The sequence below is a fragment of the Paenibacillus sp. HWE-109 genome (genome assembly GCF_022163125.1).
GTDB lineage: Bacteria > Bacillota > Bacilli > Paenibacillales > NBRC-103111 > Paenibacillus_E.
Genome location: NZ_CP091881.1, coordinates 428849 through 441843, shown reverse-complemented (window position 1 = coordinate 441843; position 12995 = coordinate 428849). Strand labels below are relative to the sequence as shown.

Genomic DNA, 12995 nt, shown 5'->3' with positions numbered 1-12995 from the left:
CGTACAACACTCCTAATCATAGGAGTTGTCCTGTTATGGGGGTCAGTCGCCATTTGGAATGAAGTACAAAAAAGCAGGTCATCTGTGACCACACCACGTTCAACATCAGCCTCACATCCTTCACCTAGTCAAAAAAGTAACCAAACCTCCATAAATTCTGTCACAAATGGGTATAAAATCAGCTCTCAATAGCTTACAATTTGACTGTAGCCACAGAAATGATATAGTCAGAAGTAGATGAAATAATCTCATACTTATTCAGGAAAAACGATATAAATGGAATTAGGAAAAAATTACTAAATCTTATGCTTTCGAAGCCAGTTTTCTTACGAAAACTCTAAGGAGGGGAACCATCATGAATGTGGCAGAACTGCAATTGATCCAATTATCCAGACGCGGCGATCGCAACGCTTTCGTGGAATTAGTCGAGCTGTACCGCAACAAAATACAAAAGCTGGCTTTCCGAATGCTGCACAATCGACCAGATTCGGAGGACATTGTCCAAGAAACATTTATCCGTGTCTATCTGAACTTAAATCATTATGATGAAAGCCAGAATTTTTCTACATGGATTTATCGCATCGGCAAAAATGTGGCTATTGATTTGCTCCGCAAAAAAAGACCTGTGCAATCCCTTGACGCCGAGCTTAATGATCATGACGATGACTACAGCTACTACAGCAAGCTGGCCAGTCAAGACCAATCTCCAGAGCATGCCGTGCTGCAAACCGAGATTCAGGATCACGTGCATACGTCGATTAATAAATTAGCCGATAAATACAAAAGTGTCATCACACTTTACTATCTCGAAGAGCTGTCACTGCAAGAAATCAGTGCAAAGCTGAATTTGCCCATCACAACGGTGAAAACCCGCTTGCATCGCGGACGTGAGCTGCTCCGCAAGAAATGGGGCATGAATTTCGTCGTTGGATTAATGGTGTTTTTTACAATCGGCATGATTGCCTAAGACTGGACATAAACAAGAAGCCTCCTAACCCACAGCCGTGGTTAGGAGGCTTTTTATTCGCTCAGTAATTAATCCAAGGTCCAACAGGTTTGGAATCCTGTTCCTGCCTGTCAACAGCTCTCTGTTGACGTCTCAAGAAGGCATTCAAAGCTGAGTTGCCTGATAGTCTCACTTTTTTGGTGGATCTGCTGCTTTTGGATTTTGCCGGCTTCTCCGAACGGATGTCAATTTCGACCACTTCTTCCGTATCCTTTTCTTTGGCTAATTCATGTGTATGGACTTGCGGCATCATAGGAGCCTCATAAGGAGCCTGATAGTGCGCACCGGCAAAAGGGATCCCGTATGGATCTTCCGCATAGCCATAAGGGTTATGGCTCGCTTGAGCGTGATGCATGTCGTAAGGCGATGCCAGTGGAGGATACAGACCAGGAATCGTCGGCAAACCTTGTTGGTAGCCGTCCCATGGCATTCCTACGGAACCGGTTGGATAACCTGCCGGGTAGGCTGACCAAGGCTGTTCCATCATCGAAGGACCGCCACAACCGCATCCTTCTTCGCTGGCAAGATTGGCTTGCGGCATCCCTCCATATGGATGCTGCTCCCACGGAGCCTGCTGATACGATGAAAAAGCTGGATAAGTCGCAGCTTCCGGCTGCTCATTGGCGGGCTGCGCGAATACTTCTGTTGCCTTAATATGAAATTGGTGAAAAGGATGAACCGCTTGCTCATACGGACTTTCCAAACCGGTAACACCAGGTTCAGGTTGTGGTATCACCGGAACCGATGCTATTGGTGCAGCCGCAATTGGTTGTTCTGCAACAGGGGCTTCTTCCACTTCCGGCGCTGGCACTATTGCAGGTTCAGGCATTTGAGCAACTGGCGGGGCTGCCTGCTGCCCGCTTGTATCCACACTCGGCCAAGGCTGTAAATTCGGCATTTCTTCGAATGGCATGGTCGAAGGCTTCGCAGAATTTATAGGCTTAATTTCCGCATGCTCTTGACCCTGATGATGTTGATGATTGGCTTTGGGAACATAAACGATTTCCCCTGTCATAAGTACATTGGGATTCTTAAGCTGTGGATTCGCTTGAATCATCGCCTGCAGCGGTACATCCCACGCTTTGCCCAATTTCCATAAGCTATCTCCCTGCGCCACGACATGCTTATACGCATACTCCTCAGGCGGCGCAATATGACTCGGTTTCGAAGGTATCTTCACCTTCATCCCAATGTCAAGATGATTCGGGTCTGCCAACTGCGGATTGAGTGCGATAATCTGGTCCAGCGTGGTGTGATACTTGGTTGCAAGCTCGTACAGGGAGTCTCCCTTTTTGACAATATGGATTTTCAACACCATACCTCCTTTGAGTTTTTCGTCAGAAAAACTGGCTTCGTAAGCATAATCTTCAAGACTCCTCACCAAACCTGCTGCGTGCGTCTTATGCTTATTCACATTGATATTACAGTTTATGCACGTTCCTAGGCTTTTGCCCCTTTTGGACAAAAAAATTCCCATGCGCTTATAACGCATGGGAATAGATGAATCAACTTATATACGAGTAGCTTGGGTAACTGCCCAAAATTCGGACCTGACAACCAATGGCTTCAATTTCTTGAATCGCTGATGGCAGCAGCACGGAATCCAATGAATCTGCGATGTCGATATAAAAGTAGTAAGTGCCTAATTTCTTCTTTGTCGGCTTGGATTCAATCTTGGACAGATTGATTCGGCGCCAAGCAAACGCGGACAGCACTTGATGAAGAGCTCCCGGGTAGTCTTCAGGCAGCGTCACCAATATCGTAGTTTTCCTATCTGCCGATGTCGGAAGCTCAGGAGCCTCTTTGCCTACCAATAGAAAGCGAGTCATATTGTCTTTATGGTCCTGTATTTCCTTCTCCAGCATGGGTACGCCATAATTGGTTGAAGCAATCGCCGTTCCGATCGCAGCGACCGCAGGGTCCTGCAAAGCGGACACAAGCCTTACCCCTTCAGCTGTAGAACTCACCTGCTCAAACTCGGCTCCGCTCAAATATTTCTTCATAAATCGACTGCACTGCGCAGGTACGACATGATGAGACAACACCTTACGAATATGCTGATACGGATTCGATCCCTCATCTTGGCCTTCCTTATTGGCAAAACCAATCAGATTCATATCAATGGGGAATACCCACTCCGCGCGTATCGGTAAATCCACCTCATGCACCAGCCAGTCAACATGCAAATGTACCGAACCTTCCAAAGTGTTCTCAATCGGAATCACACTGAGATCCGTTTCCCCCGCTACCGTCGCATTAAAAACTTCAGAAATCAATTTATAGGATACATAAATAAAATCATCTTTCAAGAAATGACGGGTTGCTTCTTCCGAGAAGGTACTCGGCCCTAGAATAGCCACTTTCTTCATGCGAGAACCTCGCTTTCAACGAGTGACTGCAAATCTTCGTCACCTTCGAGAAGCTCGATAACTGAAACACCTTCTTGGCTTGGCTTGAGCCACAGCGTTTGAGCCTCAATACCTTCACTCGCCAAGGTATCTTTAAGGAAACCCTCAAGCTCAGCCTTCTGACCGCTGCGCGCGTCCACAAGAGCGAGCATCGTCGGCCCTGCTCCGCTAAGGGCAACCCCCAGCGCGCCGTGATTCTCGGCTTGCTCGAGCAGGGTCGTCATGCCAGGAATGAGCGCAGCACGGTAGGGCTGGTGCAGCGCATCCTTCATGGCATGACGGATCATACCCAAGTTGCCGGTGCTTAACGCGGCAACCAGCAGTGATGAATGGCTGAGGTTGTACACCGCATCCTTCATCGGCACCTGCTTCGGCATGACGCCTCGCGCCTTCTCAGTAGACAGCTGGAAGGCCGGTATTGCTACCAGTACTTCCAGATTGCTATCTGGCTCGATACGAATCGATTCAGCGCGCTCGCCATCCCAGAAAGCCACGACAATGCCGCCATACAAACTTGCTCCGACATTATCAGGATGCTTCTCGAGGCGGCTAGCCAGTTGGAACAACGCATAAGGCGTAAGCTTATTCCCGATCAGCGCATTGGCTCCTGCCAATGCGCCTACGATAGCCGAAGCGCTGCTGCCTAAGCCGCGTGTCAGCGGGATATCACTATACATGGTAATCTCTAGCTCAGGATGTGATACACCCGCTTCTTCAAAAACCATTTGGGCTACTTTATAGATTAAATTGGACTTGTCCGTTGGAATGCCATGCATCTGATCACCGATTAAATGAATCGTCGTTTGATCCGAAATGGCGAGATCGATCCAGGCGTACAGATTCAGGGCCATCCCCAGTGAGTCAAAGCCAGGACCTAAGTTAGCCGTACTTGCCGGCACCTTCACTCTTACCTTTTGTACTGCCTTATAACTCATTTCGAAATAGCGCCTCTTTTCAATAATTTAGCTGTAAGCTTTCGTTGCTATTAACCTTCTACGCGGTAGACACTTTTGATGGCATGGATAACATCCATCGATTCAAATTGTCGCAGCACATTTTTCATGCTAGCTTGGTTCGCATCATGCGTGATAATGATGATTTCAGCTTTCGGATTACTTTGATTCGGATGTTGAAAAACGGATTCCAAGCTTACTTCATGGTGAGCAAAAATTTGAGTAATTTGCGCTAACACGCCAGCTTTATCCTCTACATGCAGAAGAATAAAGTTTTTGGACGCGATTTGCTCATCCGTTTTGAGCTTCTTCTCTTTATAAGGTGCAAGCACCGTACGTCCGTTCACGCCCAGCTTCAAGTTGCGAACAACCGCGACCAAGTCAGCCACGACGGAAGTTGCCGTTGGCAATTCACCCGCGCCGGCTCCATAAAACATCGTTTCTCCAACGGCTTCACCTGTTACATAAACAGCATTGAAAACGCCATTTACGGAAGCTAGCGGATGGGAGTTTTTGACCATTGTGGGCTGTACACTTACGGAAATATGTCCATCATGGTTTTCAGCGATGCCCAGAAGTTTTACTTCATAGCCTAACTTTTTACCGTATTGAATATCTTCCTTCGTTACATTTGAAATCCCTTTGGCTTCAACGTCACTCAAAGCAACATTAGCATGGAAACCTAGTGTAGAAAGAATCGTCATTTTGCGAGCCGCATCCAAACCTTCAACATCCGAAGTCGGGTCTGCTTCTGCATAGCCCAGCTCTTGCGCTTCTTTTAAAACATCGGCATATGCCGCGCCTTCTTGGCTCATTTTTGTTAAAATATAATTCGTCGTTCCGTTCACGATACCCATAATCTTCGTAATCCGGTCGGATGAGAAACCCTCTACGAGCGCGCGGATAATTGGAATACCACCAGCAACACTGGCTTCATAGAATACGTCACAGCCATGCTCAGCAGCTTTCGCCAAAATTTCAGCACCGTGCATAGCCATAAGGTCTTTGTTAGCTGTAACGATATGTTTGCCATTCCCTAGTGCAGTCAAAATGTGATCCTTAGTCGCAGCAACGCCACCCATAACCTCAATAACGATATCAATCTCACTATCGCCGATGACATCCCATACGTTTTCAGTAAGTTTATCTGCATCCACGCTGATGTTGCGGAGCTTCGATTTATCTTGCACCAAAATTTTGGCAATTTCAATCACAGAACCCGTTTGGCGCTGTAAATCTTCCTGATGCTTTTCGACAATACGAACAACACCTGTTCCTACTGTTCCTAGTCCGAGTAATCCAACCTTGATGGGTTTCATTTCATTTACCTCCAGTTTAATATTCCTGATCAGCTGCCCTGACCGATAATAGTAGCACGTTTGACGCCATCCTGCGCCTGAAGTCGATCCATAATTTGACGAATTTCTTCCCCCATGGAAGACGTTTCTACGGAAATAACCACATTCGCCATGCCTTGCAGAGGAATCGTTTGATGAATTGTCAGGACATTTCCGTCCAAATTAGCAATGAGTGCCAGCACGCGGGACAGGATCCCGGACCGATGCTCCAAATCCATCGATATCGTAATAATGCGTTCTCTTTCCAGCTTGCTGAGAGGATGAATGCCATCCTTATACTTATAGAATGCGCTCCGGCTGAGTCCTACTTGTTCAACAGCCTCATGAATCGTCTTCACTTCGCCTCTTGCCAGCAATTCCTTCGCCTGCGCCGTCTTGAGCACACCTTCCGGCAAAATATCTTCCCGGACTAAATAGTACCTCTCAGGGCCGGTGTGCTTGATCGTTTGTAAAAACTCTTTGCTTTCCGGCACTGCGCTACCGTCCTCTCTAGAAAGACCATTGTTTCTCTATAGAGGACATTATATCGAATCAAGCGAGCAGATGCAATAGGCATCACTCCTCTTATTCTTGCATTCTTTGCAGCTATGCTCCAACCTATGATAAGCTGAGTTTACTAGATCAGAAGGGAACCTTTCCATGATTACATTGCGCATGATTTCAACGGCTCTCTTATGGAACAGCCGGAACGAATTACTGATGATGAAACGATCCCTGTCACGTACCGTGTCGCCGGGACTTTGGGCTGCTGTAGGCGGTCATTTGGAACCAAATGAATTAAACAACCCGCGCGAAGCCTGCTTACGAGAAATTTGGGAAGAAACTGGCATCGAGCACGACGAAATTCAAGGATTACGCTTGCAGTATATACTGCTGCGTTTAAATGGACAAGAAGTCCGGCAACAATTTTTCTATATCGGAACCACCGATGTCAGCCCACGCATAGTCACGAACGAAGGGGATCTACACTGGATCGCAAAGGATCAAGTTTTGGATCGACCTGTCCCTTTCATCTTCCGCAGTTTGCTAGAACATTATTTCACAGTTGGCCTTACACCGCATCCATGGATCGGATCGGCCGGCGTAATTGCAGGCACAGAGGAGCCAACGATTCACTGGAACCCTTTGATCGATCCTTTACAGGCTTAGCATTTTAAAATACGCAAAAAGAGGCTTTTCTCAAAAGGTTAATACCCTAGAGAAAGCCTCTTCTTTTATTATCGTAACGTCTATAGAAATTCCCTCAGCAAACGCCTAGAGCGCGCTTCCCCCAAATAAGAACCGGTACTCCCAATGCTTATTGGCAATGGAATCAATGCGTACCCCGCCGCTTTCCTTGGAGTAAGTCGACAAGATCTGGCCATTGCCCAAGTAGATGGCAACATGTGTAATTTTCTGCGTAGATTTATTGATGCCATTGTAGTTGGATTTACTTGTCCCTTTATAATCCATGAAGAACATCAAATCTCCCGCCTTCAGATCATGCCAGTCCGTTTTGGCATGTCCCAGAGATTTCACATAACTGCCTTGACCTCGGGAGTCACTTGGAAGCGTTACGCCAATTCCATCCAAGAAAGCTTGCCGAACAAAATCGGAACAGTCGAAGGTCGCTGTATTATTGCGGCTTGAGCCGTATTCATACGGTGTGCCTAAGTACTTTTTGCCTGCGGCTATAATTTTCTGTACCTTTGCACTAGTTGAACCGCTTTCCGTTCCGCCATTCGTATTGCCTCCGGAGGATGATCCTCCCGATGTTTGTATGTATTTGGAACTCGTACTTATGTAACCTTCGCGTCCGTCCGATGCTTTAACTTTATACCACCAACTGTTTACTTTAGATAAAATGGTGACTTGCTCACCTTGCTTCAGGTATCGGATCCGAGTAGAATTCTCGTCCGCGCTTTGACGCAAGCTGACACTGCTTACAATTTGAGCTGTAGCAGCCGAAGCTTGCTGTGGCATTGGGATCGCAGCTGCGCCAAAAATGAGAGCAGGCAAAAGCGCAAGAGTCAAAAGTTGTTTTTTCATGATGTTAGCCTCCTAAGCATATCGCTTTTAGTCTATGAACATGGTACCCAAACATAGAGTTCGTAAGGACTGGCTAATTTCAGTCTATTTTGAGAAAATTGGTTGCGCCGCTCTGAGAGATAAACCTCTTATAAGCGATAGATCCTTTAAGGGAAATACGCTGGCACAGAACGCAGTGTGAAAAGGAACTATAATCCGCTATTTGGCTGAAGCTGGTGTAAAAGCAGCATGAAAGGGAACTGAGGTATGCAATTTAAGTGGAATATGCTGATTCCGAGCGGGAAATGATGGAATAGCGGATCGTAGTTCCTTTTGGTGGGGAATTTGGCGGAATTCAGCGTTATAGCGGATCGTAGTTCCCTTTGGGCTATGCGATCACACAGAACGCAGTGTGAAAAGGAACTATGTATCTGAGTCAATAGAGTGGACACAAAAAAAAGAGCTAAGAAATCAGTTTTATTTGCTTGTAGTACTGGGATTCAAACTTGTCTGGAGACAAATAGCCAAGCTTGCTGTGCGTACGTTTCCTGTTGTAGAAAAACTCAATGTACCAGTAGATTCGTTGGTGTGCTTCTTGGCGGCTTTGAAATTTATATCTGTACACCAATTCCCGCTTGAGAATGCTGTGAAAAGCCTCTATACAAGCGTTATCGTAGCAATTACCTTTACGGCTCATACTACGAATCATATGGTATTCTTTCAGTTGTTTACGGTACTCATTTGACGCATACTGCGATCCCCGGTCTGAATGATGGATAAGGCCTTTAGGCGGCCTTTTGGCTTCGTATGCTTGATTTAAGGCGTCTAGCGTCAGTTCCACGGTCATGCGATTGCCAAGCTGCCAGCCAACGATTTTGCGGGTAAACAAGTCAAGAACGCTTGCTAAATAAAGGTTTCCTTGACGTGTATGGATGTACGTGATGTCGGTAACCCATACTTGATTCGGTCTTGTACACACATCAAAATGCTGATTTAACCAATTTGGCGCAATCGGGTGGCTGTGATTGGAATCCGTTGTTTGCACCTTGAATTTCCCTATAGCTTGTGAGCGTAAACCCTTCTTTTTCATGATACGCCCAACCGTTTTGACAGCGACTTTGAAACCTTTCTTTCTCAGTTCCTTTGTAATTTTCGGACTCCCGTAATTCCGATCCGATTCCAAATACTCCTTTTCCACCTCTTTAGCCAACGCTTCGCGGTGCTTTTTCCGCTCACTTGGGGGTGTGGTTCGCCATTTATAATAGCCGCTCTTGGATACACTTAGTACGCTGCACATCTTCTCAACTCGAAATGTTGAACGGTGGTCATCAATGAACTTGAATCTCACTTCGGGTCTTTGCTGAAGATGTGCAGCGCTTTTTTTAAGATAGCTAGTTCTTCCTCTAGGTCTTTGTTGCGTTGCTCCAAGTCTTTCACGAACTGATCATGGCTACGTAGATTGCCACTTCCTACGAAGGGCTCATCTGGAAATTGGCGATATTTACTGACCCAACTGCTCAATGTCTTCGCTGGAATGTTCAGTTCGTTTGCAATATCCGGAATCGATTTACTATGTTGTAGAATGTACTTAACCGTTTCTTCTTTGAACTTTTGATTGTACCGTTGGCGGAATTCATTCATCTCGGACACCTCGTCATTTAGATAGGTCTATTATCTAATTTCCCAATTCGTTGTGTCCACTGTTAAGTCTAAATGCACTATAATCCGTTATTTGGCTGAAGCTGGTGCAAAAGCAGCATGAAAGGGAACTGAGGTATGCTATTTAAGTGGAATATGCTGATTCCGAGCGGGAAATGATGAAATAGCGGATCGTAGTTCCTTTTGGAGTGGAATTTGGCGGAATTCAGCATTATAGCGGATCGTAGTTCCCTTTGGGCTATGCGATCACACAGAACGCAGTGTGAAAAGGAACTACGATCCTCTATTTGGCGGAAACTGGTGTAAAAGCAGCATGAAAGGGAACTGAGGTATGCTATTCAAGTGGAATATGCTGATTCCGAGCAGGAAATGATGAAATAGCGGATCGTAGTTCCTTTTGGATTGGAATTTGGCGTAATTCAGCGTTATAGCGGATCGTAGTTCCCTTTGGGCTATGCGACCACACAGAACGCAGTGTGAAAAGGAACTATAATCCGCTATTTGGCTGAAGCTGGTATAAAAGCAGTATGAAAGGGAACTGAGGTATGCTATTCAAGTGGAATATGCTGATTCCGAGCAGGAAATGATGAAATAGCGGATCGTAGTTCCTTTTGGAGTGGAATTTGGCGGAATTCAGCGTTATAACGGATCGTAGTTCCCTTTGAGCTATGCGACCACACAGAACGCAGTGTGAAAAGGAACTATAATCCGCTATCTGGCTGAAACTGGTGTAAAAGCAGCATGAAAGGGAACTGAGGTATGCTATTTAAGTGGAATATGTTGATTCCAAGCGGGAAATGATGAAATAGCGGATCGTAGTTCCTTTTGGTGGGGAATTTGGCGGAATTCAGCATTATAGCGGATCGTAGTTCCCTTTGGGCTATGCGATGGTAGGACCCTAACGGATCTACAGGTCCTTATTTCCATGAAAACAACTGAATTCCCAATTAAAAAGCAAAATAGCACTGCCCGACACTACACGCTTATCTATCAAAAAAGACCCCGCCCTCACCTCATCAAGCTGTGGCAAAGGAAGAATCTTATCCGATTTTTGTGGAAGAATCATTGGCATTCAGCTGGTCTTTTCGCGCATAGCGCTGACTCTGGTCCACCCACTTTTGCATGACTTTATGCGCTTCTTTCCTCTGTAAAAGTGATTCGGCCAACTGAAAGCCCTCTTCGTAGCTCCCCACTTTATCAAACCAAGTCAATCGCAAACCTGCATTAAAAATGATATGGTCACGTTCCCGCTTCAATTCCTCTGAAGTGTCTCCGGCAATGATTCGTTGCACAACGGCAACTTGCTCCTCTTTGCTAAGCGGCGGCAAGGGCTCGCTCATAAAACCAAATTTCTGCGGCTCTACCACGCGCGACTCATCGCCCCAAGGTGTAACGATCCGAATCGTGCTGTTTTGGTAGAGGGGCAAATCCTCAGAACCTTCAATCCCATTTACAATATACACATTCTGCAAACCGGATCTCATGGTAATGGGAATCAATGACTCCATCATTCTCCGCTGATTGACGCCAATAATCATATTCATGGACTGCACGGGGTTCATCAATTTTTCAACGGTATTCATCACGGTCCGCAAACCAATTTGTTCACGTACCTGCTTCAACTTCCCCAAAGGGGGACAGAGCCGTTCCGTATGGAGAAAACCGATATGCAAATGAAATAGCATCGTTTCCCAAGCTTCGATAGATACATCCAGTGCTATCCCAAAGCTTTCGAGCAGTTCTTTCATAGCCGTTCCCTGTCTGGGCGGATAGGTATCGCCACCATGCAGAACTTGGGAAAAGCCGACAGAAGCTAACAGCAAACTGACCGGAAGGGAGATGGGGAAAAATTGACGTCCCTCAGTAGGGCCAGCACAATTCAGCGAATTCGCAAATGCATGGTAGTTCAAGGAATAGCTGCGAAAAACATCAACGAATGCGCGAAGCTCCTCATCGGTTTCCCCTTTCATGCAAAGAGCCATCAGGAAGGCTGCGCACTGCGCATCCGTCGAGTCTCCTCTGGCCATTTCATGTGCTGCCTCAACGGCTTCTTCGTAAGATAAATCTCTTGCGCCTTGCTGACTAGAGCCTATGGCTTGAATCCATCTTTTCATCCTCACTCCTCCTTCCGCCATAAATCTACATGTCATATTAACTAACAAAATAAAGATATTCCTAAGAAAATCGTAAACCTTTTCTATTTACATGTCAAGTTTTATGACATAAACGTAGAGTAAGCACAAAAAAACACCTATCCTCCTACAAGGATAAGTGTTCCGTTTCAATTACTGCTTCTCATCAAATTCAAAATCAAAGTCACCGATTTGAATCGTCTGTCCGTGAACAGCTCCACGGTTACGCAAATCTTGATCAATTCCCATGTTGCGCAAAATACGCGCAAATCGGGCGACGCCGTCTTGCGTACTGAAATTCGTCCGTTTGATCAGCTTTTCAATGGATGGACTTTCAATGACGAAGACATCGTTATCACGACGAATTGTGTAGTCATTTTCTTCGCGCTTCTCAAAGCGATATACTTTACGCTCTTCTTTAGCCGAAACGCCTTCCACTTCAGGCGCATTTGGAATGCTTTCAACGATGTCCGAAATCTTATAAAGCAGTTCCTGAATTCCACCTCGCGTCAAAGCCGAAATCGCATACACATCAACTTCTTTGCCATCCGCAGCCAATTGCTCCTTGAACAAAGTCAGGTTGTCCTCGGAATCAGGCATGTCCATTTTGTTCGCAACTACGATCTGCGGGCGCTGTTCCAGCTTCGCATTGTAGAGCTTGATTTCCTCATTGATTTTGAGGAAATCTTCGTAAGGATCGCGACCATCCGCAGCGGACATGTCCACGACGTGCACGATCACTCTCGTCCGTTCTACGTGACGCAGGAATTCATGACCGAGCCCCACGCCTTCGTGGGCGCCTTCAATCAGACCCGGAAGGTCCGCCATCACGAAGCTGCGTCCATCGCCAACATCCACCACCCCAAGGTTCGGGGTAAGGGTTGTGAAATGATAGGCCGCAATCTTTGGCTTCGCGGCAGAGACGACCGACAACAGCGTTGATTTCCCAACGCTAGGAAAGCCCACTAAGCCGACGTCGGCCATCACCTTCATCTCAAGCACAACCCAGCGTTCCACGCCCTCTTCGCCATTCTCGGCGATCTCAGGGGCTGTAACGCGCGCTGTCGCAAACCGTGTGTTGCCTCGTCCGCCTCGTCCACCCTTAGCAACCACGACTTCTTGACCGTGACGCGTCAAGTCGGCGATGACTTCTTGCGTGTCATCGTCAATAATCGTCGTTCCTGGCGGAATGCGCACAACCATATCGTCGGCGTTGGCGCCATGCATGGATTTGTTGCGGCCCTTCTCGCCGCGTTCCGCTTTGAAGTGCTTCTGATAGCGGAAATCCATCAGTGTGCGGAGACCCTCGTCGACTCGGAAAACGACATCGCCGCCATTGCCTCCATCACCACCGGCAGGTCCACCCTCCGGTACATATTTCTCACGACGGAAAGCAACTAACCCATCACCGCCGTCGCCGCCTTTTACAAAAATCTTCGCTTTATCAACAAACATTCCTACACCTCAACTAA

10 protein-coding genes and 1 pseudogene are annotated in these 12995 nt (G+C 46.7%); 2 read left to right on the top strand and 9 right to left on the bottom strand.

What is annotated here, in order from left to right:
- Positions 1–355: 355 nt before the first annotated feature.
- Positions 356–967 carry an RNA polymerase sigma factor SigW gene (gene sigW, locus LOZ80_RS01990; protein WP_238169856.1) on the top strand — a complete coding sequence of 204 codons (612 nt, stop codon included), beginning with the start codon at positions 356–358 and terminating at the stop codon, positions 965–967.
- Between the two features lie 61 nt (positions 968–1028).
- Here sigW and LOZ80_RS01985 read toward each other — a convergent pair whose 3' ends face one another.
- The 5 genes from LOZ80_RS01985 to LOZ80_RS01965 all read right to left on the bottom strand — a co-directional run bounded on the left by LOZ80_RS01985 (position 1029) and on the right by LOZ80_RS01965 (position 6198).
- Entirely contained in the window at positions 1029–2318 is a 1290-nt protein-coding gene (locus tag LOZ80_RS01985) for a LysM peptidoglycan-binding domain-containing protein (RefSeq protein ID WP_238169855.1), read from the bottom strand.
- A 193-nt stretch (positions 2319–2511) separates the two neighbouring features.
- Positions 2512–3375: a prephenate dehydratase gene (pheA, locus tag LOZ80_RS01980; protein WP_238169854.1), complete on the bottom strand. Its 864-nt coding sequence runs from the start codon at positions 3373–3375 to the stop codon at positions 2512–2514.
- Entirely contained in the window at positions 3372–4349 is a 978-nt protein-coding gene (gene thrB / locus LOZ80_RS01975; protein WP_238169853.1) for a homoserine kinase, read from the bottom strand. The genes pheA and thrB overlap by 4 nt, the downstream gene beginning before the upstream one ends.
- A 50-nt stretch (positions 4350–4399) precedes the next feature.
- Complete coding sequence (locus tag LOZ80_RS01970; RefSeq protein ID WP_189013403.1) at positions 4400–5686, bottom strand: homoserine dehydrogenase; 1287 nt, start codon at positions 5684–5686, stop codon at positions 4400–4402.
- Positions 5687–5715: 29 nt separating this feature from the next.
- Complete coding sequence (locus tag LOZ80_RS01965; protein ID WP_229757699.1) at positions 5716–6198, bottom strand: ACT domain-containing protein; 483 nt, start codon at positions 6196–6198, stop codon at positions 5716–5718.
- 166 nt (positions 6199–6364) lie between these two features.
- Here LOZ80_RS01965 and LOZ80_RS01960 point away from each other — a divergent pair, with 166 nt between their 5' ends.
- Entirely contained in the window at positions 6365–6874 is a 510-nt protein-coding gene (locus LOZ80_RS01960; RefSeq protein ID WP_238169852.1) for an NUDIX domain-containing protein, read from the top strand.
- Between the two features lie 105 nt (positions 6875–6979).
- Here LOZ80_RS01960 and LOZ80_RS01955 read toward each other — a convergent pair whose 3' ends face one another.
- The 4 genes and pseudogenes from LOZ80_RS01955 to obgE form a co-directional block, all read right to left on the bottom strand.
- On the bottom strand, positions 6980–7753 hold the full coding sequence (locus tag LOZ80_RS01955; RefSeq protein WP_238169851.1) for a C40 family peptidase: 774 nt from the start codon (positions 7751–7753) through the stop codon (positions 6980–6982).
- A 442-nt stretch (positions 7754–8195) separates the two neighbouring features.
- Positions 8196–9373: pseudogene (locus LOZ80_RS01950) on the bottom strand (IS3 family transposase).
- A gap of 1058 nt (positions 9374–10431) precedes the next feature.
- Positions 10432–11505, bottom strand: coding sequence for an anthranilate phosphoribosyltransferase (locus LOZ80_RS01940; protein WP_238169848.1), 1074 nt, complete (start codon positions 11503–11505; stop codon positions 10432–10434).
- Between the two features lie 171 nt (positions 11506–11676).
- A complete protein-coding gene (gene obgE / locus LOZ80_RS01935) occupies positions 11677–12978 on the bottom strand; it encodes a GTPase ObgE (RefSeq protein WP_238169847.1) in 1302 nt (433 codons plus the stop codon).
- Positions 12979–12995 lie beyond the last annotated feature (17 nt).

Bases quoted from the DNA above. Each gene is read 5' to 3' on its own strand.
- sigW (WP_238169856.1), top strand. From the start codon at position 356: ATGAATGTGGCAGAACTGCAATTGATCCAATTATCCAGACGCGGCGAT.
- pheA (WP_238169854.1), bottom strand. From the start codon at position 3,375: ATGAAGAAAGTGGCTATTCTAGGGCCGAGTACCTTCTCGGAAGAAGCA.
- thrB (WP_238169853.1), bottom strand. From the start codon at position 4,349: ATGAGTTATAAGGCAGTACAAAAGGTAAGAGTGAAGGTGCCGGCAAGT.
- LOZ80_RS01970 (WP_189013403.1), bottom strand. From the start codon at position 5,686: ATGAAACCCATCAAGGTTGGATTACTCGGACTAGGAACAGTAGGAACA.
- LOZ80_RS01960 (WP_238169852.1), top strand. From the start codon at position 6,365: ATGATTACATTGCGCATGATTTCAACGGCTCTCTTATGGAACAGCCGG.
- LOZ80_RS01955 (WP_238169851.1), bottom strand. From the start codon at position 7,753: ATGAAAAAACAACTTTTGACTCTTGCGCTTTTGCCTGCTCTCATTTTT.
- LOZ80_RS01940 (WP_238169848.1), bottom strand. From the start codon at position 11,505: ATGAAAAGATGGATTCAAGCCATAGGCTCTAGTCAGCAAGGCGCAAGA.
- obgE (WP_238169847.1), bottom strand. From the start codon at position 12,978: ATGTTTGTTGATAAAGCGAAGATTTTTGTAAAAGGCGGCGACGGCGGT.